The sequence below is a fragment of the Nocardioides seonyuensis genome (genome assembly GCF_004683965.1).
GTDB lineage: Bacteria > Actinomycetota > Actinomycetes > Propionibacteriales > Nocardioidaceae > Nocardioides > Nocardioides seonyuensis.
On sequence record NZ_CP038436.1, the window covers coordinates 1,688,237 to 1,714,814 of the forward strand.

Consider the following 26,578-nt stretch of genomic DNA (forward strand, 5'->3'; position numbering starts at 1 on the left):
GCCGAGTGCGCAGGCCCGAACTCCTCCATTGAGCACGCACGACTACCAACCTTGGACATCTAGAATCCTCGGCATGCACGAGGACGGAGCACTGTTCGGCGACCCCCGCCCGCTACCGCAGCGGCCCACCCCGTCGGCCGGAGAAACGCTCCCTGACTGGCAGATTGACCGTCTACGCAAGGGCCTCGACGCTCTTGGCCTTGTCGCCATGGGAGAACGACAGGCGCTTATCGAGGAACTCGCAGGACGTTCGGTCGCCTCGCTTCGAGACCTCACGATCGTCGAAGCACGCACCATTGACGAGAAACTGTCTGCCCGCAGGACCACCACCGAGGCCAGCACCGGCAGCGCGTGGGACAACCGCGACGAGGAGACTTGGATCGACCGACTCTGAGCGGCCGACTCACGGAGTCCAAGCGTCGACCGACTACGCGTGGTCTGGGGGCCTTGGGATCGCGGCCACCTCTAGTGCGGCCAGTTCCCACTCGATGAGGTCTCGCCAGCGGGCTACCTGCGAACGAGGAACGCGGTGTCGCCCTGTCGCGAGTGCGTCGTCGATCTTGTCCAAGGCGGCCCGCAGCGTTCGGCGACGCTTCTGCGCAGCGATCCGGCAGGACTCACTGCAGTACAGCCGTGGGCGTCCTTGCTTCGCGTTGTCACCCAGATGCAGGCGAAGAATCCGCTGGCTTGCGCGCTCCTGGCAACGAGGCCACGCGCAGGAGCGCGCGACTTCACCAACGAACTGATCCATGAGCGTCTCCAGGCTGGGCATCCTCGCAATTCTACGTGCTACCTGCATAGATGTTTGGAAAATAGCCCCTTCGGCACGGAATACCCTATGGTCCGATGGCTCGAACGACCTCTGTGGCACGCTTGACAGGGCGTATGCGTCCTTGGGTGGACGACGCCAAGCCGGTCGAGTGCCCGGCTGCCTGTTGAGAAAAGACTTGAAGTCCAGGCGATCCGGTGGCAGGATCTGAGAAGGATGGGAAAGTGCGAGAGCGCCCCGAGTGACGTCGAGGCGCTCTCATAGGCACTTCCCGGAGTATCAAGGAAATACGGGAGTGCCCTATGCGCAATCCTGCCACTTCGCCGACGGGTGGGGCGACCTCGGGTCGTCCAGCACGTCACGGCGACTCAGGCGGTGCCGTGAGGCGGACGCGACCAGGCGACCGCTCGCTACGTTCTCTATCAGGGGACGGCGCTGAGCGAACATGCCCGCTAGCCGACCGCGCATCGAGGGTGGGTGGGCCTCTGCCACGGCCTGCCCACCCGCACTGAGCGTGAACGATGGGTCAGGCACACCGTCGCCCCCGGCCGAGGTGGGGCACGACTGTCCCACTCCCAGCAGCCCGTCCTGATGAGGAGCAACATCCCCCACGCATCGTCGCTGCGACCAAGAATGGGCCGCTGGTCGTGCAAGATCCAGCACTGTTGCCGCTGGACGAACTCCTTGAACCGCCCCGGGATGTCCGGAGAGCCGATTCGTTGGAAGGATCACTCTCATGGCACGTCCCTCGAAGTACCCGCCCGAGCTGCGTGAGCGCGCGGTGCGGATGGTGATGGAGTCGCGTGCGGACTATCCGCACGAGGCGGCAGCGATTAGGTCGATCGCGGCGAAGCTCGGGATCACCTCGACCGAGTCGGTGCGCAAGTGGGTCCGGCAGGCCGAGATCGACGGCGGTGTCCGGGCTGGGAAGACCAGCGAGGAGCTGGCCGAGATCAAGGCGCTGAAGCGGGAGAACGCTGAGCTGCGTCGAGCGAACGAGATCTTGAAGGGCGCCTCGGCTTTCTTCGCGGCGGAGCTCGACCGCCCCAACAGGTACTGATCGACTTCATCGACACCAACAAGGCCGACTACGGGATCGAGCCGATCTGCCGCGTGCTCACCGAGCACGGGATCAAGATCGCCCCGTCGACCTACTACGAAGCCAGGTCCAGGCGACCGTCTCGACGCGAGCGGCGCGACGCCGAGATCGTTGCAGTGATCGCGGCCGAGCGCAGCCGGCAACGGCTGCTGGCACGGTTCGGGTCACGCAAGATGTGGCTCCACCTACGCCGGCAGGGCCACGACGTCGCCAGGTGCACGGTCGAGCGGCTCTACCGTCAGCAGGGCTGGGAAGGTGCGCTACGACTGAAGAAGGTCCGAACCACCATCGCCGACCCCGCGGCCGAGCGGCCACTGGATCGGGTGGACCGGCAGTTCTGGGCCGCGCGTCCGAACCAGCTGTGGGTCGCTGACTTCACCTACGTCGCGACCTGGTCCGGCACGGTCTACGTCGCGTTCATCTTCGACGTCTTCTCCCGACGCATCGTGGGCTGGCGGGCAGCGACGAGGATGACGACCGACCTGGTCCTCGACACCCTCGAGCACGCGATCTGGACCCGTCAGCAGGCCGGCATCACCGACCTGTCCGGGCTGGTCCACACACCGACGCCGGGTCGCAGTACGTCAGCTTCGCCTTCACCGAACGGCTCGTCGATGAGGGCGTCGACCCGTCCGTCGGGTCGGTTGGGGACGCATACGACAACGCGCTCGCCGAGTCCCAGATCGGGCTCTACAAGGCCGAGCTCATCCGACCCGAAGGACCCTGGCGCGGAGTCGAGCACGTCGAACTCGAGACCCTCAACTGGGTCGACTTCTTCAACAACGAGCGCCCGCACGAGGCCATCGACGACCTGACCTCCGTCGAGGCCGAAGAACTTCACTACGCTGCAAGAAACCAGCTCACGCCGACCGGCTGAGCCACCAAAACCAGCCTCCGGAAACGCCGGGGCGGTTCACTACTCCCTCCCGGACGAGCAAGCCACCTACCTCACCACTAACTTCCTCCCACGCGTGGCAGCGCTGTCCCTCCGTGCGCAACGTGAACAGAGCCGGATAGCGACAACCCGAACCGCACGCCTCAAGCGCATCGCCCGCTCGACCGAGATCTACGAAAGCAACAAGATCGAAGGCCTCGGACCAGACCTCGCCACCACCGACCAGGTCCTGCACGACCACGACCTGCTGCGGGCGACGACCGGCGTGTGGGCGGCCGAACGCGCCATCGAGCGCTGCCTCAACGCCGAGCCGAAGATCAGAGACGTCGTCGGCCTCGGCGCGGCACGACTACTCGCCGAACACTTCTGCGCCGACCCGACCAGGCCTCTCACCGGCAGCGACATCCGCGAGTTGCACGAACTCATCCTCGTCGGCGACCGACGCGGCGGAAGCTACAAGGCCTTCACCAACGAGATCGGCGGATCAAGCCACATCCCGCTCCTGCCATCCGACACCCCGGCGGCCATGTCCCACCTCGTCACCTGGCTCGCCGACACGCAACTTTCGCCGCTCTGGCGTGCCGCCGTCGCACACGCCTGGCTCACCCACATCCACCCGTTTCACGACGGTAACGGCCGAGTCGCACGACTACTCGCCAACCTCGTCCTCATCCGCAACGGAATGCCGCCACTGATCGTCAGCGCCGCTTCAGACCGGGGCGCATACCTCGACGCGCTCGCCTCCTCCGACGAGGGCGGCGACATCCTCCCCCTCGCCCGCGTCTTCCGCGACGTCCTCAGCCGAGGCGTACAAGACCTTGCCGACCCCGCGCTCGCAACGCAGGTCTATAAGACCGAAACGCAACCCAGTCCCGAGTCCGTGCAAGCTCGATGGAGCGACATACTCACCGAGTTCCTCACCGAGCTCGCACCCCACCTCCTCCTCCACCGTCTCAACACGTATCTCATCGGCGACATCACCGCAGCAGACCTCACACGCATCGGCCGCGGAAGACTCGAGAACGCTTGGGTCGCCAAGATCGCCACCGACGCCACCAGCCGCGACCTGCTGCTCCACGTCGCCGCTGCAACCATCCGACCGCGCCGCAGCACCGCCGCCACCGCGCCCTCCCCGTCCATCTTCGTGAGCATCAGAAACACCCGACCGCTCGACGCACGCCAGTACCTCCCAGTCGGCAGCCAAGGGTCCTTCGCCTACGAGTTCCATCCACTCGTCGACACAGGCGAGGTGCTCATCCGTCGCAACGCAGCGGTCAACCGCTATCCAGTCCACGAGGCCGCGAACAAGGCAGCAGAACATCTCGCTCGCGCTCATCGTCAGCTCATCGGCTGGCCGTCCTAATTGTCGCACCGCACTCGTCGCCGCTGGACTCCTCCCATCGCCGTTTGAACCCACGGCTCGACGTAGCTCCGCAGCCTGCGACGCGAACGTCCTATGCCGCGATGATGCGTCTATCGGCTTGTGGTCACGCTCCGCGTGACGATCCGCTAAAGGTCGGAGTGGTGAGCCTTCAAATTCGCTCATGTGCACTACCGGGCGAAACGCGCGCCCCGCCCGCTGGGCGTTCGGCCGTCAGACCGCTGCGCGCAGTCCATCTATGAGCGGCGTTGTCGGGCGGCCGATTAGGGTGCTCAGTTCACCGTTGGTGACGCCGAGGAGGCCGTCGCGTGCGTTGGCGTCCAACGCGACGACGAATCCGGCCGTGCCTTCGTCGAGACCTGCGGCAACAAGAAGGCGCTGGTGCTCCTCGGACGTGACGTTCGCGAGGTTGACGTCACGGCCGATCGCCTTGCTGATGGCGTCGGCGAGCTCCTGCTGGTCCCAGGACTCGTCGCCCGAGAGCTCGTAGGTCTTGCCGGTGGTGGTGTCGTCGATCAGTGCGACCGCGGCGGCCTCGGCGAAGTCATGTCGGCTGGCACTGGCGACGCGGCCATCCCCGACGCTGGTCAGCAGGGTGCCGGTCTGGCGCGCCTGCTCCACGGCCTGGAGGTAGTTCTCGGTGTACCAACCGTTGCGCAGGATCGTGGCCGGCAGGCCGGAGGCAGCGATGAGCTCCTCGGTGGCCTTGTGCTCCGGGGCGAGGACCAGGGCCGAGGTGTCGGCGTTCGGCGCGCTCGTGTAGACGATGCGCTTCACGCCGGCGGACTTCGCGGCGTCGATCGCATGGCCGTGCTGTGCCACTCGCCGACCGATCTCGTTGCCCGAGATCAGCAACACGGTGTCGTCGGGTGAGAACAGGCCGTCGAGGCTGGTCGGATCATCCAGGTCGATCCGCTGGGTCCTTACGCCGCGTTCTGCCAGCGCCGCGAGCCTATCCGGGTTGCGGCCGGCGGCCACGATGTTGGTGGCCGCGATGTCGCGTTCGAGGAGCGATTCCACAGTCAGTGTGCCGAGGTGGCCGGTGGCGCCGATGACGATGTAAGACATGGATTCCCTTTCGGTGGATGCTTTCGTCTACTCGAACTGGCGATCGGCGTGGATACTTCCCAATCCGCAGTACGCACTTTCAGGTAAGGTACTGGCGTGACGGTTAGTACTAGACGGTTGATCGAGATTCCGAGCCAGCAGGACGGCGTCTTTCCGGCTCAGTGCCCGAGCCGGACCCTCCTGGATCACGTCACCAGCAAATGGGGCGTGCTGGTGCTGCTGGCACTCGGCGTCGACGTGATGCGCTGGAGCGAACTACGCCGGCGCATCGAAGGCATCAGCGAAAAGATGCTCGCCCAGACCCTCAGGACACTTGAGGCCGACGGGCTGGTACGCCGCGTCGCCCAGCCCGTCGTACCACCACACGTCGAGTACAACCTCACCGAATCGGGACAAGAGGTCCACGATCGCCTCCTGCCACTGATGGAGTGGGTCGGCGCGAACGCGGATCGGATCATCGCGCGCGAAGGCTAGCCACGCTGCTGCCCCGGCGGCAGCCGGGAGGTCAGCTTGCCGCCTGGGTCCAATCTGCTCAAGATGGCGTCGCCAATGGCGGACAAGTGATCGATCTGCTCAGTGGTTAGCGCGTCCAGGACGTGCGCACGGACGTTGGCAACGTGCCCGGGCGCAGTATCGCGGATCTTGTCCCACCCCGCCGGAGTCAGAAACGCGTTGGTGGCGCGGGCGTCATCGGGACAGGCGAACCGCGCCACCAGGCCGCGGTCCTCCAATCGTCGTACGACGTGGGAGAGCCGAGGCAGGGTGGCGTTCGTGCGGGCCGCCAGAGCCGTCATCCGCAACGTGTGCTCGGGTGCCTCGGAGAGCATCGCCAACACGAGGTACTCGAAGTGCGTCAACGATCCTTGGCGCCCTCGGCCTGATCCTGCCCGCTGCCACCGGCACCGCGCCTGTCCTGGCGGTCCTGGCTGCGATCGGCCTGGCGATCACGATGCTGCTGGCCGCTGTCGTGCACTTCCGCCGCGGCGAGAAGCAGAAGATCGTGCCGAACGTAGTCCTGCTCGCGTTGGCTGCCACGGTTGCGGTCGGCGCCCAGGCCCTGTGACACCACAGTGACCACCGACCCGTTCAACCCCGCCGTCCCGGCCGGCGCGTACGACGACCTCCTGGCCCGGGCCCTTCTCCAGGCCCGCGCGCAGCGTTCCTGGGAGCCGTCCGACGGGCCGCTGCCGGCGCTGTTAGTCAGCCACGGAGCCCCGCCGACCCTCGACGACCCGCAATGGCTCGCCGACCTCTTCGCCTGGGGCCAGTCGATGCCGGAGCCACGGGCGATCGTGGTGGTCTCCGCCCACTGGGACAACGCACCACTGGCCATCTCCGGCTCCGCCGCCGGGACACCGCTCTACTACGACTTCGGCGGCTTCCACCCGCGCTACTACACGTTGCCCTACGCCACGCCCGACGCGGCCGCTCTCGCCCACCAGGTGGCCGGGACACTGGCCGACACGAGGCCCCTGCACCATTGGGTCGACCGCGGACTCGACCACGGCGCCTTCATCCCGCTGATGGCGATGTACCCCGCCGCCGACGTCCCGGTCATCCAGCTCAGCATGCCCAGCCTCGACCCGGTGGCGCTGCTCACCCTGGGAGAGCGCCTGCGCCACCTGCGCGAGGAGGGCGTGCTGGTGATCGGGTCGGGCTTCATGACCCACAGCTTCGCCGTGATGCGCGACCCGCGGCTGCTCGGCCACATCACCGCCTTCGACGAGTGGGCTGCCGACGCCCTCTCCCGCGGCGACGTCGACGCGCTCACCGACTACCAGCACAAGGCACCCGGCGCCGGCGTCGCGCACCCCACCGCCGACCACTTCGTGCCACTGCTGCTCACCCTCGGAGCCGCCGCCCCGCACCGGGTCACCAACGCGATCGAGCGGATCACCTTCGGCAACTCAATCCGATCGCTGCAGGTGGCCTGACCCGCTCACACCCTTGCCCCACAACGCCAGCGCACGTACCGGTTGACGAACCGAGTGCGGACGCGGTCAGTGCCGTGAGGGCGCGGCACGTACCCGCTTCCGCTGGGGTCTGGGAAACGGGACGCGCTCACCGATAGCCCATCCTCACGCGGGAACCCCGATGATAGACGGCCGCACAGGCATGCTCGCCTCCCGTAGGCCCTGTCCGGAGCACTGTCCGGGACGGGAGCGTCTCGCGGGGCACACCCGTGACGACCGGACGGCCGACGGTCGCACTTTGACGAGGGATTGCTGATTGACCCCGCTTCCTCAAGGTTCCCCGCGGGGAGTTCGTCAATCTTTCCTGCGTCTCGACAGCCGTCTGTCCGAGCGTCGTCAGGACACGTGGAGGACGAGAATGGCCACGTCGTCATCGCTGTCGGGCATCTGCTCGGCGAGGAGGGTGTCGGCCAACTGCTCGTGGTCCTGGCCCGCGTGATGCGACAAGGTGCGGGTCAACCAGTCGAAGCCGTGGTCAAGGTCCTGGGAACGTCTGTCGACGAGGCCGTCGGTGTAGAAGACCACGGAGGACCCTGGTTCCAAGGTTCGTGCGTGGTCGACGCGATCGCCCTCAGGCAGCACTCCCAGGAGGACGTCAGGGGTGCCGGTCAGCAGCTCGACCTCCCCCTCAGGGCTGATGAGCACCGGCGGGGGATGCCCGGCGTTGGTCCACCGCAGCACCAGCCGCTGGCGGCCGTCGGTGGACTCACGATCTATGCGACCCATGATGGCGGTGGCGATGGTGTTCATGCCCAGCCCGTCCATCGCCTTGTCGAGCGCACGCATCATGGCCGCGGGGGGCTCCTCCAGCGTGTAGGCGATACCGCGCAGCATGTTGCGGACCTGTGCCATACCGGCCGCAGCGTCCCGGTCGTGACCCGCGACGTCACCGATGGTCACCGCCAACGCACCGTCCTGGAGTACGAAGCAGTCGTGCCAGTCGCCCCCCACTTGAGCCGCCGCAGTCGCTGGCTCGTAGCGCACCGCTACTCGAATGTCGTCGGACTGGGGTGGAGCGCTCAGCAGGCTGCGCTGCAGTGCCGTCGAGAAGTCGTGTTCCTGCTCATGGAGGGCGACTTCGGCGGCGCGAGCGGCCAGCCGACTCATGCTGTGCGCAACCGCGTCTGCCACGAGCCGGAGAAACAGCTCGTACCCGGGGGTGAAGGGCAGCTGGTCGCTGCACCTCGCCACCATCATCCCGCTGGGAGGGCTCTCGATGTCGGAGGGGAGTGAGGGCTCGTCCTCGCGCCGCTCCAGGGGGAGCCAGACAGTCGTGGTGCCGTCATGAGTGTCGGCGACGAGGCGCTCGCCTGAGGCGCCGGCGGGCGGCACCGGGTCAAGGGAGAGGTCGGAGCCTGTCGACCGGGCCCGGACCCCGTCGAGATACAGGTCGACGACAGGCAGATCGGCAGCGTCGGTGCGCAGCGCTGCGCACGTCTGCTCGGCAAGCTCGTCGAGGTCTCGCACACCGACAAGCCGCTCCAGCAGGTGCGCCAACAGCGTCTGTCTGCGGGACGTCACCACGCGGACGGAGGTCTCGGTGGCGACGATCAGGACCCCTTCCACCTCACCGCCCCCGCCACTCACGGGCGAGTAGGAGAAGGTGAAGTAGCACTCCTCGAGATATCCGCGGCGGTGCAGCGGCACGGCGGCGTCCTCGTACCAGTGGTTGCCCCGACCGGCCAGGACCCCTTCCATCATGGGACCGATGAAGTCCATGGCCTCGGGGAACACTTGTGCCGCTGTACTCCCGAGAGCGCTGGGGTGCTTGTCCCCGATCAGGTCGGTGTAGCCCTGGTTGTAGAGCACGACGAAATCCGGGCCCCAGAGCACTGCCATCGGGAAGTTGGTGTTGAGCATGAGGTCGACCGTGGCCAGCAACGCCGGTGTCCATTCCTCGACGGGTCCCAACGACGTCGCCTGCCAGTCGACAGCCTTGTAGTGGGACTGGAGGGGCCCCGCCGCCTCGAACGATGCCGCGCCGCTCGCTGTCATGGTCGCGTCAGTGTAGGTTCGCCGGCTCGTCGCCGAGGGTGCAATGACCACACAGTTGTGGCTTGGTGGCTGCGGCGGAGTCGGTCCACGGGAAGCCGAGGTAGTCGCCCGCGAGATGACGGGCGAGTCACCGACCCCGGCACGGTAGGAGGCGACTGCGGCAGCGTGACCCGGCGGGCAGGTCGGCTCGCCGCCGCAGTTCCTGGATGTCGGGGTGCCTCTCGGACCGGGCCTCGAGGTGGGTCAGGTCAGAGGTCGGCCGGGCGCAGCACGAACGTGATGCCGTGCGCGATCTGCGCGTTGCCGCGGTTCACGTCGAGAGCGAAGGGGTTGACGAAGGGGTCGACGTCGCTGGGGTCCTGGTCGCGGAGCTGGATGATCGGGAGCCACCGGCTGAGCACACGCACGCCGATGGTGGGGCCGAGGGCCGTGGTGAGCTGGGCGCCGTTGGCGCCGACGGCGTCACGCGAGGTGAGGGTGGCCCCGGGGACGACGTGGTAGAGCAGGACGTTCTCGACCGTGTCGATGCCCAGACCGGCGACGGCGGAGAACACCGCGGCCTCGTCGCGCACCCAGCGTCCGGTGAGGTCCTTGACGAGCACCTGGAAGGCGCGGTCGTTGGGGATGAAGGCGGTGAGCGGCACGGTTCCGTCGGCCAGCAGACGCACCGGGCTGTTGCCGTCGGTGTCTGCGGCGATCACGGCCAGGACGGCCTCGGTCACGATGTCGTAGTCGTAGGCATTGCGGTCGAACTGGTTGCCGTCGGCCGTCAGGACCTCCGCGAGGCTGCGGGTTCCCGAGGGCTCGCTCACTGATGCCGAGGCGGTCGCCGCGGGTGCGACGACAGCGAGCGGCAGGGCCAGGGTGAGTGCCAGGCGTCGGAACATTCTCATGGTCTCGTCCTCTCCTAGTGATCGCGAGGTGCGATCACCGGGTTCTCTGTCCGATGGAGACCAGTGGATGCAGAGCCGTCGAAGCTTTACCTTCGGCTGGTGCGTCGACGCCACCAGCGACTTCGCAGGCGATCGACGACCGGCCAGACGACGAAGGCGTACGGCACGATCCCGACCACGATCGCCGGCCACAGGTGGTCGACCCAGGGTGAGCTCTGGCTCGCCACCTCACCCTCCGCGGTGACCCAGATGTCCTGCGGGCTGTCCACCGAGGCGCCGCAGCCGGTGTAGTAGCCCGAGCGCGTCTGCCCCTCGTCGGTCCAGGTGAGGGTCACACCGATCCGCGGCGAGATGTCGTAGGTCGGCAGGCCGGTGCAGGTGCTGCCCTCGTTCCAACCCTCGACGGTCGCCTCCACCTTCTCGGTCCGGAACGTGAGGTGCTGCCAGATCGTCGCGGGCTCGGTCGTGGGGTAGAAGAACACCGAGCCGTAGACCACCGCGCCGATGGCGATCGCGAGCAGGACACCGGACGTTGCCGTGGCCGTCCGCTCGCTCCACGACTGGCGGCGCTCCTCCGGGACGTCTGGCTCGACACCGACGACCGGGATCCCGTCCACCTCGACGACCTCGTGACGGACGCTGTCCAGCAGGACGAGACGAGCGGTCAGGGAGCGCTCCTTCGGATGCCGCAGGAGGCTCCCTCCAGCCGCCTCGCGCCAGGCCCGCTCCTTGAGGCGTCGCCACCCCGTCTCGGTGACGAGGAGCTCGACCCGGTCGGCGGTCGACGCACGATCGCGGGAGAGTCCGTGACCCACGGTGCCGACGGCGTACTCCTCGGCCGGCAGCTTGAGGCGGCGCAGCACGGTGCTCAGGCGCTCCCAGTCCCACGTCACGAGGCGTCACCCTGTCACAGGAACGCACACCTTCCCCGCGGTGACCGCGCCGGCGCTACTCAGCCCATCCGCGCACGCAGGAACCGCACCGTGCGGTCCATCGCCGCGAAGAACGCGGGCCCGAAGGCGTGCCCGTCGTCGTACCACTCCAGGGTGGAGTCGACGCCTGCCTCAACCATGGCGCGCTGGGTGGCGCGCGCCCAGCGGGGCGGGCAGGTGTCGTCGTACCTGCCGTGGACCATCAGCACCGGCTCGGTGATCTCGTCGAAGGCCGGACGGACCGAGAGGTTCCGCCAGAACTCCGGGTCCTCCGCAGGGAGGCCGTGGCGGTCGCGCAGCTCGGCCCGCAGCTCTGCATCGGCGGCGTCACGGGCGTTGAAGTGCAGGAAGTTCTCGGCCTCCAGGCTCGACACCGACGCCCAGGCCACGCCGGCGACCACGAGTCCCGGCTCGGCGGCGAGCACCTTCTGCACGACGCCGCCGCCCATCGACCGACCGAACAGCGCGATCCGGTCGGGGTCGACCCCCACGTCGGGCGACTTCCGCAGCGCGTGCACCGCGGCGACGACGTCGGCGGCGTAGCCCAGGCGCACGGCGGTGTTCACGCGAGGGTCGTCGCTCGACTCGGCGTGGTTGCGGTAGTCGACGTGCAGGGCCACGAACCCCCGGTCGGCGAGGAAGCCGCGCTCGCGCGTCATGCCCTGGCCGCGCACGTAGTAGGCGGGGTCGATGTAGCCGTGGGCCAGCACGACGGCGGGGAACGGGCCGCGCCCACGGGGGACGTTGAGCACCCCGCTGATGGTCAGCGGGCGCGTGCCGGCGCCGGCGGTCGTCGAGGAGAAGGTGACGTCGTACGACGTGAAGCTCGCCGTCTGCTCGCGGACCCGGCCGAGCCGCAGGTCGCCGCCGGTGAGCTCGGCCGCGGCCAGCGCCGCCATCGAGATCGGGTGCGGCGGAGGGCTCGCGCTCTCGGAGGGCGAGGACGTGGGTTCCGGGCTGGGTGTCGGCTCGGTCGTCGACGCGGAGTCCGAGGTCGGGGTGGGCGCGGCCTCGGGGCTGGGATCGACGGTGCAGCCGACTGCGACGAGGACGACGAGCGCCAGGGCCGCGCTGCGTGCCCCGGTCCGCCTCTCCACTTCCAAGGTATAGCCGGACCCGGGGCTTGCGGCAAGGCCCCGGGCATGACCCACACTCGTCCGCTGGCGAGACGACCGGCACCCTGCCGGCCTGCCGAGGGGGAGACGAGATGCACGACGTGGTCATCGCGGGCGGCGGCCCGACGGGACTCATGCTGGCCGGGGAGCTGGCGTTGGCCGGCGTGGACGTGCTGGTCCTGGAGCGGCGCGAGACGGCGGAGCTGGTCGGGTCACGGGCGGGCGGCTTCCACGCCCGCACCCTCGAGGTCCTGGACCAGCGCGGCATCGTGGAGCGGTTCCTCGACGAGGGGCAGACCGTGCAGGTCCTCGCCCTCGGCGCCACCGCCCTCGACCTCACCGACTTCCCGACCCGCCACCCCTACACGCTCGGCCTGTGGCAGAACCACATCGAGCGGATCCTGCTGGGCTGGGTCGAGGAGCTCGGTGTCCCGATCCGCCGCGGCGTCGAGGTCACCGGGTTCGAGCAGGACGACGGCGGGGTCGGGGTGCACGTCGAGGGAGGGTCCCCGGTGCCGGCCCGCTACCTCGTCGGTGCCGACGGCGGGCGCAGCGTCGTACGACGTGCTGCCGGCATCGTCTTCGCCGGTGAGTCGGCCACCCGGAGCGCGCTCATCGCGGAGGTCCAGGTCGCCGAGGAGATCCCCAGTGGCGTTCGGCACGACGAGCGCGGCATCCACGGGCTGCACCTGATGGAGGACGGGCGGACTGTGCGGGTCGTGGTCGGAGAGGGCAGGGTCGGCCCGGCGGCCGAACCGACGCTGGAGGACCTGTCCGCGGCCCTGACCGCGGTGTTCGGCACCGACTTCGGGGTCCACGACCCGACCTGGGTCTCGAGGTTCACCGACGCCACCCGCCAGGCGGAGTCCTACCGGACCGAGCGCGTGCTGCTCGCGGGCGATGCCGCCCACGTGCACTTCCCTGCGGGCGGGCAGGGCATCGGGCTCGGGGTTCAGGACGCGGTCAACCTGGGCTGGAAGCTCGCCCAGGTCGTGCGCGGCACGTCCCCCGACTCCCTGCTCGACACCTACCACGCCGAGCGACACCCGGCCGACGCGCGCGTGCTGCAGCACACGATGGCGCAGACCGGCCTGCAGGGCGGCAACAGCCGGATCGCCGCCGTGCGCGACCTGGTGGGCGAGCTGGCCGCCTTCGACGAACCCAGACGTCACGTCACGGGGCTGCTCTCGGGCCTGGACGTCCACTACGACCTCGGGGCGGGCCACCCGCTGCTCGGCAGGCGCATGCCCGACGTCGACCTGGACACGCCCGAGGGGCCACGCCGTGCCTACGCCTTCCTCCACGCGGCCCGGCCGCTGCTCATCGACCTCGGTGTCGAGGGGCGTCTCGACCTCGCCGGGTGGGCCGACCGCGTCGACCTGGTGCGGGCGTCGTACGACGGCACGTGGGAGCTGCCGGTGCTGGGGATCGTGCCGGCGCCCACCGCCGTGCTCGTCCGGCCGGACGGCCACGTGGCCTGGGTGGGCGAGGGGTCCGACGCCGGGCTGCGCGAGGCGCTGGAAGCGTGGTTCGGCCCGGCCCGGGACTAGCCTTTGGACCATGATCGAGTTGCGCACCCCCGCCGAGATCGAGCAGATGCGAGCTGCCGGCGAGTTCGTCGCGTCGACGCTCACGGCCCTGAAGGAGCGGGCGGCGGTGGGGGTCAATCTGCTCGAGCTCGACGCCTTCGCCCACGAGCTGATCCGCGAGCGCGGGGCGGAGTCCTGCTACATCGACTACGCCCCGTCGTTCGGTCGTGGACCGTTCGGCAACGTCCTGTGCACCTCGGTCAACGACGCAGTCCTGCACGGTCGCCCGCACGACTACCGCCTGCGCGACGGGGACCTGCTGAGCCTCGACTTCGCCGCGAGCGTCGACGGCTGGGTGTCCGACTCCGCGGTGAGCCTGGTGGTGGGCCGGGCCGACGAGGCGGACCTCGAGCTGATCGCCGTCACCGAGCGGGCGCTCGAGGCCGCCATCGCCGTGGCCCGCGCCGGCAACAAGGTGGGCGACATCTCCCACGCGATCTCGACCGTGGCGACCGAGGCCGGACTCTCGGTCAACACCGAGTTCGGCGGCCACGGTGTCGGGCGCACGATGCACGGCGACCCCCACATCCCCAACGCCGGCCGGCCCGGACGCGGCTACGGCCTGCGCCCCGGCCTGGTGATCGCGATCGAGCCGTGGTTCATGCACGGCACCGACCAGCTGGTCATGGACCCCGACGGGTGGACGCTGCGCAGCAAGGACGGCAGCCGCACCGCCCACTCCGAGCACACCGTCGCCATCACCGAGGGCGACCCGATCGTCCTCACCCTCCGCGCCGGCTAGCCGTCACGACCCTCGACGCTCCGGCGTTCATCCGTCATCTCCCGCGGCGTACTGCGGATCAGTGGGCTCGACCCACTGGACGAGCTGGTAGACCACGCCGTTGGGGTCGGTCATCTGGAAGTAGCGCTCGCCCCACGGCTCGGTCTCGATCGGCGTCACGATGTCGACCCCCTGCTCCTGCAGCTGGGCATAGTCGGCGTCGACGTCCTCGACCGTGAAGACGACCAGCAGGCCGTCCGCGCGACCCGCCGCCGTCGACGGCTTGAACGTCGGAAGGCCGGTGCGGAGGTAGATCAGGTTGAACCCGGCGTCGGGGTGGGCCAACGAGCTGAATCCCTCGGCGGCCATGACCTCGCTGAAGCCGAGGTGCTTCGAGGCCCAAGCGGCGGACGCCGCGACGTCAGGCACGTTGAGCGAGATGGCGGTCTCGGTGATGCGCATGCAGTTCCCTCTCAAGATCATCGAACTCTGTACGGCGTACACCGTACAGCGTAGAACGAAGCCGTGCAAGAATTCGGCCGTGACGTCGAACAGCACCGGAGCCGGAGAGCCCAGCCGCACCCTGGCCCTGCTGTGGAACGAGCCGGCAACCACCACCCCGCGCAAGGGGCCGGCGCGATCTGTCAGCGTCATGCAGGTCGTGGACTCCGCCCTCGAGATCGCCGACGAGGAAGGCCTCGCGGCGGTCACCATGCGCGCCGTGGCGGACCGGGTGGGCGTCTCCGCGATGTCGGTCTACACCTACGTCCCGGGCAAGCCGGAGCTGCTCGACCTCATGGTCGACGCCTGCTACGAGCGCATGCGCCGTACGCCGTGGCGGGCCACGCAGTCGTGGCGCAAGCGCGCCGCGACCGTTGCCGCGGACAACCGCGAGCTGCTGACCACCCGAGCCTGGCTCACCGAGGTCGCCGCGCTCAGCCGGCCTCCGCTCGGGCCGGGGCTGATGGCGAAGTACGAGCACGAGCTCGGGGCGTTCGTGGACACCGGCCTCGGCGACGTCGACATCGACGCTGCCCTCAGCCACCTCCTCGGCTTCGTCCAGTCCCACTGCCGGGCGACCCACGACGCCCGGCGGGTGACCACGGACTCCGCCATGAGCGACGCAGACTGGTGGGCTGCCAACCAGCCGGTTCTGGCCAGGGTGTTCGACCCCGAGGAGTTCCCGCTCGCCGTCCGTGTGGGTGCTGCAGCAGGAGAGGCGCAGGGGAGTGCCTGGGACGCAGATCGTGCCTGGGAGTTCGGGCTGGCGCGGACACTCGACGGCTTGGGCGTCCTGATCGAGGGGTGAGTCAGTCGTCGGTGACGAGCGGGATCTCGCTCACCGCTTCCAGCGGGGCGTTGGGGGCGAAGGGGACGCTGACGAGGTCGAGGTAGGTGGCGTGCCAGCGAGGCCCGGTGTAGCTCTCGGCGTCGCCGAGGGCGAACTCCGGCACGGTCGCCAGCTGGGTCGGGTTGGGCTCGCCGCCGATCGTCATGCTCGCGAAGGCGAAGGCCGGTTGGAAGCTGCGGCGGTCGAGGAAGAAGCGCTGGGTGCGGGCCACGTCGTTAACGCTGCGGAAGAGGCTCCACGCCAGGTCGGTGTCGCCGCCGAGCTCGGCGGTCAGCAGGAACTGGGTGGACGTCTGCTCGACCCGGATCCCGACGACGTGGAGATTCAGCGCGCGCCACTCGCCCGCGGCCTTGGCCAGGGCCTCGCCCAGCCTTTCGGCGTCGTCGTTGGTGACGTTGCCGAACCGGACGACCTTCACGCTCGGCGTCGCGATGGGCACGATCTCCAGCGGCGGCAGCGGCGGGAGGCGAGAGCCCTTCTTGAAGAGCCGGCCCACACCCTTGCCGGCGGCTTCCTCGTCCGCCGGCCGGGCGATCGCGACGCTCTTGGCAGCGGTGAGAACCCCGTCGATCACCTCGGGTGGCGGCAGGAGGATGGCCTGGAGCTGCATGCCTCAGCCGACCTTGTCGATCCAACGGACCACGAGGCCGTCGCGCACCTCGTGGTAGGCGGGAGGCCCGGGCACCGGGTCGCGGGCCAGGCACTCCAGGACGGCGTCGATCCCGTGCAGCTCCTCCTCGACCGCAGTCGTCCAGTGGACGGCAGGGGACAGGTCGCGGCGCAGGCGTGACCAGTCACCTCGTTCGAGATGGGTCAGGATGTTCCCGACCGCTGCCACCTGCTCGGCCATGTCAAGAGACTAGGGGGTGGTCTAGCCCAACCGTGGAAGATTGGTCACGTGGACGACACAGCGACAGGCCTCGCCAACTGGATCGACCGACTCGGTCTCGCCGAGCAGCTCGGCCCCGCGGGGCTCCCCACCTTCGCCCGCGGCGAGGACGGAAATGTGTCGTGGACGGACCCCGGCACTGGCGAGCCACTGACCCCCGACCAGCTCGACGACCTCGACCGGTTGCTCCACCAGGACGGCGATGACCCGGTCCACGCCGTGCCGTTGGCGCTGGTCCGGCTGCGCCGGCTGGCGCGGGTGCGCGAGCGCCTGCTCGACAGCGAGGTGCTTGACTACCAAGGGCTGGCCCGTCGGCGCGGTACGACGCTCAACGCGACCCGGTTCGCCGTCCACAAGGCGCGGGACCAGCACGCGCTGCTGGTGGTCACCGACGCCGAGCGGGTCGTCGTACCCGCCTTCCAGCTGAGGGCCGACGGCGAGCTGCGGCCCGAGCTCGAGCCGGTGCTCCGTCCGCTGCTGGCCGCGCGCATGGACCCGTGGCGGGTGTGGGGGTGGCTGACCGAGCCGGCTGCGCTGCTGGGGGGCGAGGTCCCGCACGAGGTGGCCGCCGATCCCGAGCAGGCTGATGTCGTACGACGAGCCGCCGAGGCCCTGGCTGGTCGGGCCGCTCGACAGAAACAGGACATTTGACCTCCTGCACCCCTTGTCCTACATACCCCCTAGGGGTATGTTGCACACATGGACCACCAGCACATGGAGCACACCCAGGAACACGGCACCTCCCACGGTTCGTCGGCCGCGATGGCGGTCAGCGCCACCCTCCACTGCCTCACCGGCTGTGCGATCGGCGAGATCCTCGGCCTGATGATCGGCACGGCGATCGGCCTGGGCACGGGATGGACGATCGCGCTGGCAGTCGGCCTCGCGTTCCTCTTCGGCTACCTGCTCTCGACGCTGCCCCTCCTCAAGGCCGGCCTCGGGATCGGTGCCGCGTTGAGCGTCGTCCTCGCGGCCGACACCCTGTCCATCGCGACGATGGAGGTCGTCGACAACCTCGTCATGGCGGTGATCCCCGGAGCGATGGAGGCCGGGCTGGTCAATCCCGTCTTCTGGGCCTCGATGATGCTGGCGCTGACCGTCGCCTTCTTCGCGGCCTACCCCGTCAACCGCTACCTGCTCGCCCGCGGCAAGGGCCACGCCCTGACCCACGAGTTCCACGGCCAGGCCAGCGAGGCCGCCGGCCTCCGCCGCTTCATCCCGGCCCTGCCCACTCCCGTCCTGGTCGCCGCGATCACTGCGTTCATGATCGGCGGGCTGGTCGTCTCCGTCGCGGCCGAGATCACCGAGCCCGAGGTCGCGGTGGTCGGCCACTGACGCCGGCCGATCCGGGCACGCCGATCAGACCGAGGCTAGGAAGGCGCGCACCCGCTCCATGAGCAGCCCGGCCGCCTCGGGGTCGTAGGCGTCGAGCGAGGGGTCGGCGAACAGGTGCTGGTCGCCGGGATAGACGAACAGCTCGGCGGCCGTCGTGGAGGCGGCGAGCTCGCGGGCGGCCGGCAGGTCCTCGTCGAAGAACTCGTCGCCCTCCTTCCCGTGGATCTGCACCGGCACGCCCTCCGGCCATGCCTGTCCGAACTCGGCGACCGGGATGCAGGAGTACATGAGCAGTGCCCCGCGCGCGCCGGGCCGCGTCTGTGCGAGCCGCTGGGCGATCGTCACGCCGAAGGAGAAGCCGGCGTAGACGAGCCCGGGACCGAGATCCGCTGCTGCCGCGGCGCCACGCTCGCGTACCTCGTCGAGCCCCGTGCGGCGGGCGAACTCGAATCCTTCCTCGATGCTGTCGAACGTGCGCCCGTCGAACAGGTCGGGTGTGTGGACGGTGTGTCCGGCCTGCCGCAGGTCGTCGGCGAAGGCGCGCACCCCGTCGGTGAGGCCCTGGATGTGGTGGTAGAGCAGCACGTCAGCCATGTCAGGAGCTTCCTCGGTCATGGGTCGAATGTCTTGGCACGATCAGAGAGACCAGAGCGGGTCTACGGTCGGAGGATGGAGACGCTACTCGTCGCCCGTCCCTCCCACGCGGAGGTCGTCGGCCAGCTGCTGCGGGACTTCAACGACGAGTTCGAGACGGCCGGGCCGCCGGCGGCCGACCTGGCCCGACGGTTCCGGGCGCTTCTGGAGCGGGAGGACGTGCTCGTCCTGCTCGCCGGCTCCGAGGGTGCCTGGACGGGCTTCGCCTACCTGACCCTGCGCCCGACGCCCTACTACGACGGTCGGCTCGCGCAGCTCGAAGAGCTCTACGTCGTGCCGTGGCTCCGTGATCGAGGCATCGGTACGGCGCTGCTCACCGAGGCCGTGCGGATCGTGCGTGAGCGAGGCGGCGCCGAGATGCACATCAACGTCGACGAGGTCGACACCGACACCCGAAGGTTCTACGAGCGCCACGGCTTCGTGAACATCGAGCCGGGCGAGGACTACCGGATGCTCTGCTACATCCGGGAGCTGGCCCGCTAGCACCGCCACCGCACACGCGGACGGACCGCCGGACGCCCGCGAAGGCGTCCGACGGTCCGTCAGGGAGGAGGGTCAGGCAGGCGGGAACTGCTGGGTCGCGCTGCCCGGGGTGTCGGTCGTCGACGTCGGCGCGCTCGTGGTGGTCGTGGCCGAGCCGGTCGAGGTGGCCGCGGTCGACGACGACGAGTGGTCGCCGTACTCGCTCTCGGCGCGAGCCTTGCCGGTGCGCATGTCCTGCTCGGCCTGACGGCGTGCGTCGCCGGCCTTGGCCTCGGCGTTCTCGAGCATGCGGGCGGCGACGTCGCGACCGCCCAGCCCGAAGGCGAGGGCGAGGCCCAGTGCGAGGGCGAACATCACGGCAGCAAAGGCGATGCGGACGATCTCGGGAGCGATCTGGAGCTGCTCGAGGATCATGAAGAACGCGATCACCATGATGAGTGCGGGCACGACGGTCGCCACGACCTTGCCCGTCGGGGTGTCTCCCATGAACTTGGCGACCATGCCGGCGACGGCCCCGGAGAGCAGCGCGGCGATGACGAAGATCAGCAACGCCACGATCACGTTGGGGAGGAAGGCCAGTACACGGTTCATGAACTCGGTGGCCGTGTCGATGCCGAGCGCTCCGACAGCAGTCACGATGAAGAAGATGAAGATCAGCCAGAAGACGACGGCCGCGATGCCGCGCGAGACGGATGCGCCGGGCAGGACGGCGTCGACGTGCCGGGCGGAGTCGGACTCCTTGAGGCGGCGGTCGAGCCCGACCTTGTCGAGCAGCTTGCCCACGACGGCGGCGACGATCTTGGCGATGATGTAGCCGACCAGAAGGATCAGTAGGAAGGCGAGCAGGTTCGGGAGGAACCCCACGATCCTGTCGAATGCGTTCTCGAAGCTTTCCTCGATGTCCATGACGTCCTCTCAAGCAGGGTCCCGCGGTCATCACGGCCGCGGCGGGGGGACAGGGCGGTACCCCATCGACACGAGTGCAGTCACACGGAAAAGCGGTACGCCACCGTCGCGTCGCTGTTAGCGTCCGCGGATGCGTCGAACCCTGAGCGCGGCCGGTGCGGCCGCTGCCACCCTCTGCCTGTCGTTGCTCGCCCCCATCCCCGCCGGCCAGGCGGCCGACTCGGGACACGTCCCGATCTGGGACAACGGACCCGAGGGCGAGCGGTACGTCGCCCTCGGCGACTCCTTCGTCGCCGGACCCGGCATCCTCAACCCGCGCCCCGAGCCCAGCCCCAAGGCGTGCGCGCGCAGCGACCACAACTTCCCGACCCTCGTCGCGACCGAGCTCGACGTGCAGTCGTTCATCGACGCGAGCTGCTCGGGCGCGAGGACCACCCACTTCTCGAACGCCCAGGGCGCCAACCCGCCGCAGCTCGACGCCGTCACCGCGGACACCACGCTCGTGACGTTCGGGATGATGGGCGGCAACGACGTCGGCCTCATCGACCTGGCCCTCAGCTGCGTGGGCGCCGTGTGCGCCGACCCCGACGGCTCGGTGGCGGCCCGGGTCGAGGCGACACGCGCCAGCCTCACCGCCGGCATCGAAGCGGTGAAGACCCGGGCACCCGACGCGGTGGTCCTCGCGGTCGGCTACGGCACCTACCTCCCCCCGGGCGGTTGCCCCGCGACGCTCCCGATCCTGGACCCGGCTGAGGCCGACTTCCTGCAGGGCGTCATCGACTCCCTCTCCGACGTGATCGAGGAGGTCGCCACCGCCCAGGGCGTGCCGTTCGTGGACATGCGCGAGATCCCCGGTGCGGCTGACCACACGGCGTGCGCGGCCCCCGGCGACCAGTGGATCCGCGGGCTGAACACCTACGGCGACGGCGCCACCCTCCACCCCTCCACCGCCGGCATGGCCGCGATGGCCGGCCAGGTGCTCAGCGTGCTCGAGCCCATCTGGGACGCCAGCCCGATCCACCCGATCGCGCCGGGAGTGCTCCCGCTGCCGTCGCCGGAGCCGAGCCCGACCACGGCGCCTTCGCCCGCACCGCCCGCTGCTCCCGCGCCCGTCTCGCAGGAGACGCTGCTCGCCCAGGCCGAGGCCGCGCTCGACAAGGTCGTGACCAGGTCGACCTGCTACACCGCCAAGGGCGCTCGCGTCGTGCGGTTCAAGGCGCGTCGGGGCGCGGGCATGATCGACCGCGTGGTCTTCCGCGTCGGCCCGAAGAAGGTCGGCACCGACCGTGCTGCCCCCTTCGTCGTCGAGCGCCGGGCGGCCAGGATGGCCAAGCTGGACGGCCGGGTGAAGGCCCGGGTCACCGTGCGCAACGGCGAGGTGACCGCGAGCCGGATGTTCAAGGTCCGGCGCGCCGGCTGCCTGCACTGACGGCGATCTCCTTGCCCAGCTCCCAGCGGTCCCGGAGCGGGAGGTAGTCACCGCTCCAGAACTTGCCGGGGTCGTACCACGTGGCGCGCCGGTCGTCGTGGAGCACGCCCATCTGCACCATCGTCTGGGCGACGACCTCGGCACAGAACGCGGCAGCCGGGGTCGTGTGGACACCTCGCTTGCGTCGGGCGACGTAGCCGTCGCGACCCCGCAGCCACTTGACCGCCAAGCGGCGCATGCTGGGGAAGCGGACACCGTTGAGCCGTGCGATGGCGTGGAGCATGCCGTCCTCCTCGACCGTGCCCACCTCGGGGTGGAGCTGGCGGAACCACGCCTGGTTGTCGTAGTCGGACTGCCAGCGGCCGACCGCCTCGGCAAGCTCGTGGAGCTGGGCGCCGCGGTGGTGGCCACCCGTCCAGACGTCGCGCTGCTGCTTGCCGAGCTCGGCGTGCCAGAGCAGCGGCGGCAGGTCGTCGACCACCACGGCCATGCCCACGTGGTTGACCGGGGCGTTGGTCGCGGCACGGATGACGCGGTCGGGTGCGCGCCGTCCACGGAAGAGCCAGATGTCACCGGATCGGGTCAGGTGGACGGCTTCATCCATGCTCAGCGGGGAGCTCGGCTGCGACGACATGGATGAATTCTGCACTTAGGCTCGTCCTCATGCGCATCATCTGGAAGCTCCTCGGCCTCGCCGGGGTCACGGGCGTCGCCGCGACGGGTGCCGTGATCGCGCGGGAGGAGCGCAAGCGGCAGCACTACACGGCCGACGAGATCCGGACCCGCCTGCACCAGCGGTACGACGAGGCGCTCGGCCGCCCCGCCTCAGCCGACGGCGAGCTTGAGCGCGATCCCCAGCATGACCACGCCGATCGCCACGTCGAGGACCTGCCAGGCACGTCGTGACGCGAGCCGCGGAGCCAGCAACCGGGCGCCGTACCCCAGCCCGCTGAACCACGCGACGCTCCCGGCGCACGCGCCGACCGCGAACCACCAACGCCCCGGAGTGCCGTGGGTGCTGGCGACCGACCCGAGCAGGAGGACGGTGTCGAGGTAGACGTGGGGGTTGAGCCAGGTGAGTGCCACGGCGCGCGCTGCCGTCGCCCGCACCGATCCCTCGGCCGCGGCCTCCGCGCGGAGCGCCTCGGGGTCACGGGCCCGCAGCAGCGAGCTGACGCCGTACCAAGTCAGGAACGCCACCCCGAGCCAGCGGATGACCTCCAGGAGCCAGGCCGCCTGCTCGACGATCGTGCCGATGCCGGCCACGCCCGCGACGATGAGGACCACGTCGGAGACGGCGCAGATCGCGACCACCACGCCCACGTGGCGGCGATGCAGGCCCTGCCGGAGCACGAAGGCGTTCTGCGCGCCGATGGCGATGATGAGGGACAACCCGGTCAGCAGGCCGGCCAGGACGTGCAGCACGCGACGAAACCTAGACCCCTGACACCCGTCAGGGGTCCACCAGGGCGATCTCCCATGGATCGCGTCTGGTCGACCCTGCAAGACTTTCGTCATGACTCGGAACGAGGGCGGGGGAACCGTCGACCATGAGGTCGCGGCCAGTGCGCACGACCTGGTGAAGACCTACGGCAAGGACGAGGCGCAGGTGCGCGCCCTCGACGGCGTGACCGTCGACCTGATGGCGGGTGAGTTCACCGCGATCATGGGCCCCTCGGGGTCCGGGAAGTCCACCCTCATGCACTGCCTGGCGGCCCTCGACACCCCGACCGCGGGCGACGCCGTCGTCGACGGCACGTCGCTGAGCGGCCTCAAGGACAAGGCGCTGACGACCCTTCGGCGCGAGCGCATCGGCTTCGTCTTCCAGTCGTTCAACCTCATCCCGACGCTGACGGCCCAGGAGAACATCCTGCTGCCCCTGAGCCTGTCCGGCCGCAAGGCCGATCCCGAGTGGTTCGACTCGGTGGTCGACTCGGTCGGGCTGCGCGACCGGCTCGGTCACCGGCCGAGCGAGATGTCCGGCGGCCAGCAGCAGCGCGTGGCCTGCGCGCGCGCCCTCGTCAGCCGCCCGTCGATCGTCTTCGCCGACGAGCCCACCGGCAACCTCGACTCCACCAGCTCGGCCGAGGTGCTGGCGTTCCTGCGCCGCTCGGTGGACGAGTTCGGCCAGACGGTCGTCATGGTCACCCACGACCCGGTGGCGGCCGCCTACACCGACCGCGTCCTGTTCCTCGCCGACGGCAAGATCGTCGACGAGCTGCGCAGCCCCGACCGCGACTCGATCCTCGAGCGGATGGGCTCGCTGCAGGACGCCGCGCTCTCACGCGCCACGCAGGCGGGCTGACGCCGTGTTCCGCCTGACCTGGCGCAACCTGCTGGCGCGCAAGATGCGCCTGCTGATGAGTGCGCTGGCCATCATCCTCGGCGTCGGATTCCTCGCCGGCGTGCTCACCTTCAGCGGCGGCCTCTCCAGCACCTTCGACGGCATCAGCACCGGGTCGACGCCCGACGGCGTCGCGCGGGTCGCCGACTCCAGCAACGTGCAGCCCACCCAGGGCGACACGTCCAGCTCCGACAGGGTGCTGCGACCCAAGCACGTCCGACGCCTCGAGGCGCTGCCGGAGGTGGCGCAGGCCGACGGTTCGGTGGAGGGCGTCTCGCTCACCATCCTCGACCCGGACGGCAAGCTCGTCGGCCTGGGGGGCGCGCCCACGATCGCCTTCAACTACACCGACACCCCCAACATGCTGGGGGAGCAGCCCCTGGAGCTGGAGGACGGTCGCTGGCCGACCGAGGACAAGGAGATCGTCCTCGACGTCGCGAGCGCCGAGCGCGCCGGCTACGAGGTCGGGGACACCGTCCAGGCGATCCTGCCGGCGTCGCTGCGGCCCGACCAGCGCGAGCGCTCCGGCGACGGAGGCGAGGCGCCGGAGGTTCCTGAAGGGGCCGAGCTGCCGGAGGGTGCCGAGCTGCCGGAGGGCGTGGAGGTGCCGGAGGGTGCGGAGGTGCCGGAGGGAGCGGAGGTGTCGGAGGGAGCTGAGGTGCCCGAGGGCGCCGAGCGGCCCGAGGGTTCCGAGGGCGCTTCGCAACCGACCGGCGTGCCGACTCTCCAGACGGAGTTCGAGCTGGTCGGCACCATGAACTTCGCCGGCGGTGGAGTCGCCGGGGCGACCCTGGTCGTCTTCGACACCCACGGCGCGCAGCAGCTCTTCGTGGGCGGAGGCAACGGCTTCACCACGATCCAGCTCACCGCCGCCGAGGGGGTCACCCAGGAGGAGCTCGCCGAGGCCGCGGGCCGGGTGCTCCCCCCGGGCTTCGAGGCCGTCACCGGCGACGCGGTCGTCGAGGAGCTCGACAGCGCCGTGGGCGAGCTCCTGGGCTTCATCACCGTCTTCCTGGGCGTCTTCGCCGTCATCGCGGTGATCGTGGGCGGCTTCATCATCGCCAACACCTTCTCGATCCTGGTGGCCCAGCGCGTCCGCGAGCTGGCACTGCTGCGCGCCCTGGGCGCCAGCCGCCGTCAGGTGCGTCGCTCCGTCCTGCTCGAGGCAGCGCTGATGGCCCTCATCGGGTCGACGATCGGGCTGTTCGTCGGCCTCGGCCTGGCCCGTGCGCTCGCGGCGCTGTTCGGGGAGTTCGGGCTCGTGATCGACGGCTCGGTCCTCAACCTGAGCCCCACCACGATCGCGGCGGCCTACGCCATCGGGCTGGTCGTGACCATGGTCTCGGCGTTCCTACCGGCTCGCCGGGCGGCGCGGGTGGCGCCGGTGGCGGCGATGCGCGAGGACCCCACCATGACGGAGCGGGGACTGCGTCGTCGTACCGTCGTGGGCACCATCTTCCTCGTCATCGGTGCCGGGTTCGCCGCAGCCGGAGCGACGGGCGCCCCCGGCAACGACGCGCTCTGGATCGGCGTCGGCGCCGTCATCTGGGTGCTCACCGTGGCAGCGATCAGCGCGGTCCTGGGGCGTCCGGTGCTCGCGGCCTGCAGGGCGGTCTTCGCGAAGGTCTTCGGCACGCCGGGCCGGCTGGCCGGCGACAACGCGATCCGCAACCCGCGCCGTACCGGCGCGACGGCCTCGGCCCTGATGATCGGCCTGACCCTGGTGTCGGCGGTGGGTGTCCTCGCCGCGTCGATGAGCGCCACGCTGGACGACGTCGTCGACGAGGAGTTCACCTCCGACTTCCTGGTGCAGTCATCGGTCTTCCAGCCCTTCTCCACGACCCTGGGTGACCGGATGAGCAAGGTCGACGGCGTCGAGCGCCTCTCGCGCCAGCAGCTCTCGGGCGCCAACGTCAAGGGCTTCGACGACATCGAGTACATCTTCGGCGTCGACCGCGCGTTCGCCGAGATCTACGACCTTCCCATGGTCGAGGGGACCCAGCAGATCTCCGGCCGGACTGCCTTCGTCACCGAGCAGGCGGCCGAGGACTTCCAGCTCGAGGTCGGGTCGAAGGTCGAGCTGCGCATCCCCGGCGTCGACCCCCTGAAGGTCGAGGTCGTCGGCATCGCCGAGGACAGCAACGTCACCGGCGGCATCAACATCCCGCTGTCGCTGCTGGAGCAGGCCGGTGCCTCGCGCGTCGACTACTCCCTCAGCATCAACACCGAGCCGGGTGCGGACAAGGCGGCGGTCAAGAAGGAGCTCGACAAGATCGCCGAGGACCTGCCCATCGTGGCCGTCCAGGACAAGGAGGAGTTCGCCGAGACCCTGAAGGGGCAGGTCAACCAGCTGCTCTACATCGTCTACGGCCTGCTCGCCCTCTCGGTCGTGATCGCGATCATCGGCATCGTCAACACGCTCAGCCTCAGCGTCATCGAGCGCACCCGCGAGATCGGCCTGCTGCGCGCGGTCGGCCTGTCGCGGCGGCGACTGCGCCGGATGATCACCCTGGAGTCCGTGACGATCTCGCTGATGGGCGCGGTGCTCGGCCTGGCGCTGGGCGTGACGATCGGGGTGCTCCTGCAGCGCTCGCTGTCCGAGGACCTCACCGCACTCGGGCTCCCGTGGGGCAGCCTCGGGCTCTTCCTGCTCGTGGCGGTGGTCTTCGGCGTCCTCGCGGCGATCATCCCGGCGGTGCGAGCCTCCCGGATGAAGGTGCTCGAGGCCATCGCGACGGAGTAGGGCTGGGTTGTGAC

At 69.7% G+C, this 26,578-nt stretch carries 28 protein-coding genes, 1 pseudogene and 1 other annotated feature; of the genes and pseudogenes, 16 read left to right on the forward strand and 13 right to left on the reverse strand.

Features of this window, described 5'->3' with window-relative positions; all coding sequences use genetic code 11:
* The first annotated feature begins 73 nt into the window (after positions 1 to 73).
* From EXE58_RS08270 to EXE58_RS08280, 3 genes and pseudogenes are all read left to right on the forward strand, one after another.
* Positions 74 to 394, forward strand: coding sequence for a hypothetical protein (locus EXE58_RS08270; protein WP_135267440.1), 321 nt, complete (start codon positions 74 to 76; stop codon positions 392 to 394).
* 1,111 nt (positions 395 to 1,505) lie between these two features.
* Positions 1,506 to 2,745, forward strand: a pseudogene (locus EXE58_RS08275) (IS3 family transposase).
* Positions 1,787 to 1,915 (forward strand) — a sequence feature (AL1L pseudoknot). Its footprint overlaps the pseudogene before it by 129 nt.
* Before the next feature lie 94 nt (positions 2,746 to 2,839).
* Positions 2,840 to 4,126, forward strand: coding sequence for a Fic family protein (locus EXE58_RS08280; protein WP_167288751.1), 1,287 nt, complete (start codon positions 2,840 to 2,842; stop codon positions 4,124 to 4,126).
* Positions 4,127 to 4,357: 231 nt separating this feature from the next.
* On the opposite strand, the gene EXE58_RS08285 is transcribed toward EXE58_RS08280, so the two are convergent.
* Entirely contained in the window at positions 4,358 to 5,212 is an 855-nt protein-coding gene (locus EXE58_RS08285; RefSeq protein WP_135267442.1) for an SDR family oxidoreductase, read from the reverse strand.
* Positions 5,213 to 5,329: 117 nt separating this feature from the next.
* Between EXE58_RS08285 and EXE58_RS08290 the strand changes: the two genes are divergently transcribed.
* The gene (locus tag EXE58_RS08290) at positions 5,330 to 5,686 is read left to right on the forward strand and encodes a winged helix-turn-helix transcriptional regulator (protein WP_135267443.1); all 357 of its coding nucleotides are present in this window, start codon (positions 5,330 to 5,332) and stop codon (positions 5,684 to 5,686) included.
* Here the strand turns inward: EXE58_RS08290 and EXE58_RS08295 are convergent.
* Positions 5,683 to 6,069: a MarR family winged helix-turn-helix transcriptional regulator gene (locus tag EXE58_RS08295; protein WP_244242490.1), complete on the reverse strand. Its 387-nt coding sequence runs from the start codon at positions 6,067 to 6,069 to the stop codon at positions 5,683 to 5,685. The two genes, EXE58_RS08290 and EXE58_RS08295, sit on opposite strands and share 4 nt — an antisense overlap.
* Here EXE58_RS08295 and EXE58_RS08300 point away from each other — a divergent pair.
* Together EXE58_RS08300 and EXE58_RS08305 are read left to right on the forward strand one after the other, a co-directional pair.
* Complete coding sequence (locus EXE58_RS08300) at positions 6,024 to 6,275, forward strand: DoxX family protein (protein WP_208544173.1); 252 nt, start codon at positions 6,024 to 6,026, stop codon at positions 6,273 to 6,275. The genes EXE58_RS08295 and EXE58_RS08300 overlap by 46 nt on opposite strands.
* A gap of 7 nt (positions 6,276 to 6,282) precedes the next feature.
* Positions 6,283 to 7,146: a DODA-type extradiol aromatic ring-opening family dioxygenase gene (locus EXE58_RS08305; protein WP_135267444.1), complete on the forward strand. Its 864-nt coding sequence runs from the start codon at positions 6,283 to 6,285 to the stop codon at positions 7,144 to 7,146.
* A gap of 375 nt (positions 7,147 to 7,521) precedes the next feature.
* Here the strand turns inward: EXE58_RS08305 and EXE58_RS08310 are convergent, their stop codons facing one another.
* The 4 genes from EXE58_RS08310 to EXE58_RS08325 form a co-directional block, all read right to left on the reverse strand.
* The gene (locus tag EXE58_RS08310; RefSeq protein WP_135267445.1) at positions 7,522 to 9,180 is read right to left on the reverse strand and encodes a PP2C family protein-serine/threonine phosphatase; all 1,659 of its coding nucleotides are present in this window, start codon (positions 9,178 to 9,180) and stop codon (positions 7,522 to 7,524) included.
* Between the two features lie 248 nt (positions 9,181 to 9,428).
* Positions 9,429 to 10,073, reverse strand: a complete 645-nt coding sequence (locus EXE58_RS08315) for a fasciclin domain-containing protein (RefSeq protein ID WP_135267446.1) — start codon at positions 10,071 to 10,073, stop codon at positions 9,429 to 9,431.
* Between the two features lie 86 nt (positions 10,074 to 10,159).
* Positions 10,160 to 10,966 carry a hypothetical protein gene (locus tag EXE58_RS08320; RefSeq protein ID WP_135267447.1) on the reverse strand — a complete coding sequence of 269 codons (807 nt, stop codon included), beginning with the start codon at positions 10,964 to 10,966 and terminating at the stop codon, positions 10,160 to 10,162.
* Between the two features lie 59 nt (positions 10,967 to 11,025).
* A complete protein-coding gene (locus tag EXE58_RS08325) occupies positions 11,026 to 12,102 on the reverse strand; it encodes an alpha/beta hydrolase family protein (protein ID WP_244242491.1) in 1,077 nt (358 codons plus the stop codon).
* Between the two features lie 110 nt (positions 12,103 to 12,212).
* Here EXE58_RS08325 and EXE58_RS08330 point away from each other — a divergent pair, with 110 nt between their 5' ends.
* Both EXE58_RS08330 and map read left to right on the forward strand, forming a co-directional pair.
* A complete protein-coding gene (locus EXE58_RS08330; RefSeq protein ID WP_135267448.1) occupies positions 12,213 to 13,670 on the forward strand; it encodes an FAD-dependent monooxygenase in 1,458 nt (485 codons plus the stop codon).
* A gap of 10 nt (positions 13,671 to 13,680) precedes the next feature.
* Complete coding sequence (gene map / locus EXE58_RS08335) at positions 13,681 to 14,451, forward strand: type I methionyl aminopeptidase (RefSeq protein ID WP_135267449.1); 771 nt, start codon at positions 13,681 to 13,683, stop codon at positions 14,449 to 14,451.
* A 27-nt stretch (positions 14,452 to 14,478) separates the two neighbouring features.
* Here map and EXE58_RS08340 read toward each other — a convergent pair whose 3' ends face one another.
* Entirely contained in the window at positions 14,479 to 14,892 is a 414-nt protein-coding gene (locus EXE58_RS08340; protein WP_135267450.1) for a VOC family protein, read from the reverse strand.
* A gap of 79 nt (positions 14,893 to 14,971) precedes the next feature.
* On the opposite strand from EXE58_RS08340, the gene EXE58_RS08345 reads away from it, so the two are divergent.
* Positions 14,972 to 15,739 (forward strand): TetR/AcrR family transcriptional regulator, encoded by a 768-nt coding sequence (locus tag EXE58_RS08345; protein ID WP_135267451.1) that lies wholly within the window; start codon positions 14,972 to 14,974, stop codon positions 15,737 to 15,739.
* A 1-nt stretch (position 15,740) separates the two neighbouring features.
* On the opposite strand, the gene EXE58_RS08350 is transcribed toward EXE58_RS08345, so the two are convergent.
* Both EXE58_RS08350 and EXE58_RS08355 read right to left on the reverse strand, forming a co-directional pair.
* On the reverse strand, positions 15,741 to 16,391 hold the full coding sequence (locus tag EXE58_RS08350; protein ID WP_135267452.1) for a hypothetical protein: 651 nt from the start codon (positions 16,389 to 16,391) through the stop codon (positions 15,741 to 15,743).
* A 3-nt stretch (positions 16,392 to 16,394) separates the two neighbouring features.
* Positions 16,395 to 16,631, reverse strand: a complete 237-nt coding sequence (locus EXE58_RS08355) for a nuclear transport factor 2 family protein (RefSeq protein ID WP_135267453.1) — start codon at positions 16,629 to 16,631, stop codon at positions 16,395 to 16,397.
* A 48-nt stretch (positions 16,632 to 16,679) separates the two neighbouring features.
* On the opposite strand from EXE58_RS08355, the gene EXE58_RS08360 reads away from it, so the two are divergent.
* Together EXE58_RS08360 and EXE58_RS08365 are read left to right on the forward strand one after the other, a co-directional pair.
* Positions 16,680 to 17,321, forward strand: coding sequence for a hypothetical protein (locus EXE58_RS08360; protein ID WP_135267454.1), 642 nt, complete (start codon positions 16,680 to 16,682; stop codon positions 17,319 to 17,321).
* 48 nt (positions 17,322 to 17,369) lie between these two features.
* The gene (locus tag EXE58_RS08365; protein WP_244242492.1) at positions 17,370 to 18,005 is read left to right on the forward strand and encodes a DUF4396 domain-containing protein; all 636 of its coding nucleotides are present in this window, start codon (positions 17,370 to 17,372) and stop codon (positions 18,003 to 18,005) included.
* Positions 18,006 to 18,029: 24 nt separating this feature from the next.
* Here the strand turns inward: EXE58_RS08365 and EXE58_RS08370 are convergent, their stop codons facing one another.
* Positions 18,030 to 18,620 carry a dienelactone hydrolase family protein gene (locus EXE58_RS08370; RefSeq protein WP_244242493.1) on the reverse strand — a complete coding sequence of 197 codons (591 nt, stop codon included), beginning with the start codon at positions 18,618 to 18,620 and terminating at the stop codon, positions 18,030 to 18,032.
* Between the two features lie 54 nt (positions 18,621 to 18,674).
* Between EXE58_RS08370 and EXE58_RS08375 the strand changes: the two genes are divergently transcribed.
* Positions 18,675 to 19,142: a GNAT family N-acetyltransferase gene (locus tag EXE58_RS08375; protein WP_135267455.1), complete on the forward strand. Its 468-nt coding sequence runs from the start codon at positions 18,675 to 18,677 to the stop codon at positions 19,140 to 19,142.
* Positions 19,143 to 19,214: 72 nt separating this feature from the next.
* Here the strand turns inward: EXE58_RS08375 and EXE58_RS08380 are convergent, their stop codons facing one another.
* Positions 19,215 to 20,048: a mechanosensitive ion channel family protein gene (locus tag EXE58_RS08380; protein WP_135267456.1), complete on the reverse strand. Its 834-nt coding sequence runs from the start codon at positions 20,046 to 20,048 to the stop codon at positions 19,215 to 19,217.
* Between the two features lie 130 nt (positions 20,049 to 20,178).
* On the opposite strand from EXE58_RS08380, the gene EXE58_RS08385 reads away from it, so the two are divergent.
* Positions 20,179 to 21,477 carry an SGNH/GDSL hydrolase family protein gene (locus EXE58_RS08385; protein ID WP_135267457.1) on the forward strand — a complete coding sequence of 433 codons (1,299 nt, stop codon included), beginning with the start codon at positions 20,179 to 20,181 and terminating at the stop codon, positions 21,475 to 21,477.
* On the opposite strand, the gene EXE58_RS08390 is transcribed toward EXE58_RS08385, so the two are convergent.
* Positions 21,446 to 22,111 (reverse strand): hypothetical protein, encoded by a 666-nt coding sequence (locus EXE58_RS08390; protein WP_135267458.1) that lies wholly within the window; start codon positions 22,109 to 22,111, stop codon positions 21,446 to 21,448. The two genes, EXE58_RS08385 and EXE58_RS08390, sit on opposite strands and share 32 nt — an antisense overlap.
* Before the next feature lie 29 nt (positions 22,112 to 22,140).
* On the opposite strand from EXE58_RS08390, the gene EXE58_RS08395 reads away from it, so the two are divergent.
* Positions 22,141 to 22,383, forward strand: coding sequence for a hypothetical protein (locus EXE58_RS08395; protein WP_135267459.1), 243 nt, complete (start codon positions 22,141 to 22,143; stop codon positions 22,381 to 22,383).
* Here EXE58_RS08395 and EXE58_RS08400 read toward each other — a convergent pair.
* Positions 22,303 to 22,902, reverse strand: coding sequence for a LysE/ArgO family amino acid transporter (locus EXE58_RS08400; protein ID WP_244242494.1), 600 nt, complete (start codon positions 22,900 to 22,902; stop codon positions 22,303 to 22,305). The genes EXE58_RS08395 and EXE58_RS08400 overlap by 81 nt on opposite strands.
* 91 nt (positions 22,903 to 22,993) lie before the next feature.
* Between EXE58_RS08400 and EXE58_RS08405 the strand changes: the two genes are divergently transcribed.
* Both EXE58_RS08405 and EXE58_RS08410 read left to right on the forward strand, forming a co-directional pair.
* Complete coding sequence (locus EXE58_RS08405) at positions 22,994 to 23,782, forward strand: ABC transporter ATP-binding protein (RefSeq protein ID WP_135267460.1); 789 nt, start codon at positions 22,994 to 22,996, stop codon at positions 23,780 to 23,782.
* Between the two features lie 4 nt (positions 23,783 to 23,786).
* Positions 23,787 to 26,564, forward strand: a complete 2,778-nt coding sequence (locus EXE58_RS08410; protein WP_135267461.1) for an ABC transporter permease — start codon at positions 23,787 to 23,789, stop codon at positions 26,562 to 26,564.
* Positions 26,565 to 26,578: the final 14 nt, after the last annotated feature.

What these genes read in the sequence shown, in the direction of transcription:
- EXE58_RS08270 (WP_135267440.1), top strand. Translation starts at nt 74, where the DNA reads ATGCACGAGGACGGAGCACTGTTCGGCGACCCCCGCCCGCTACCGCAG.
- EXE58_RS08285 (WP_135267442.1), bottom strand. Translation starts at nt 5,212, where the DNA reads ATGTCTTACATCGTCATCGGCGCCACCGGCCACCTCGGCACACTGACT.
- EXE58_RS08310 (WP_135267445.1), bottom strand. Translation starts at nt 9,180, where the DNA reads ATGACAGCGAGCGGCGCGGCATCGTTCGAGGCGGCGGGGCCCCTCCAG.
- EXE58_RS08315 (WP_135267446.1), bottom strand. Translation starts at nt 10,073, where the DNA reads ATGAGAATGTTCCGACGCCTGGCACTCACCCTGGCCCTGCCGCTCGCT.
- EXE58_RS08330 (WP_135267448.1), top strand. Translation starts at nt 12,213, where the DNA reads ATGCACGACGTGGTCATCGCGGGCGGCGGCCCGACGGGACTCATGCTG.
- map (WP_135267449.1), top strand. Translation starts at nt 13,681, where the DNA reads ATGATCGAGTTGCGCACCCCCGCCGAGATCGAGCAGATGCGAGCTGCC.
- EXE58_RS08340 (WP_135267450.1), bottom strand. Translation starts at nt 14,892, where the DNA reads ATGCGCATCACCGAGACCGCCATCTCGCTCAACGTGCCTGACGTCGCG.
- EXE58_RS08350 (WP_135267452.1), bottom strand. Translation starts at nt 16,391, where the DNA reads ATGCAGCTCCAGGCCATCCTCCTGCCGCCACCCGAGGTGATCGACGGG.
- EXE58_RS08355 (WP_135267453.1), bottom strand. Translation starts at nt 16,631, where the DNA reads ATGGCCGAGCAGGTGGCAGCGGTCGGGAACATCCTGACCCATCTCGAA.
- EXE58_RS08365 (WP_244242492.1), top strand. Translation starts at nt 17,370, where the DNA reads ATGGACCACCAGCACATGGAGCACACCCAGGAACACGGCACCTCCCAC.
- EXE58_RS08370 (WP_244242493.1), bottom strand. Translation starts at nt 18,620, where the DNA reads ATGACCGAGGAAGCTCCTGACATGGCTGACGTGCTGCTCTACCACCAC.
- EXE58_RS08375 (WP_135267455.1), top strand. Translation starts at nt 18,675, where the DNA reads ATGGAGACGCTACTCGTCGCCCGTCCCTCCCACGCGGAGGTCGTCGGC.
- EXE58_RS08380 (WP_135267456.1), bottom strand. Translation starts at nt 20,048, where the DNA reads ATGGACATCGAGGAAAGCTTCGAGAACGCATTCGACAGGATCGTGGGG.
- EXE58_RS08385 (WP_135267457.1), top strand. Translation starts at nt 20,179, where the DNA reads ATGCGTCGAACCCTGAGCGCGGCCGGTGCGGCCGCTGCCACCCTCTGC.
- EXE58_RS08390 (WP_135267458.1), bottom strand. Translation starts at nt 22,111, where the DNA reads ATGTCGTCGCAGCCGAGCTCCCCGCTGAGCATGGATGAAGCCGTCCAC.
- EXE58_RS08395 (WP_135267459.1), top strand. Translation starts at nt 22,141, where the DNA reads ATGCGCATCATCTGGAAGCTCCTCGGCCTCGCCGGGGTCACGGGCGTC.
- EXE58_RS08405 (WP_135267460.1), top strand. Translation starts at nt 22,994, where the DNA reads ATGACTCGGAACGAGGGCGGGGGAACCGTCGACCATGAGGTCGCGGCC.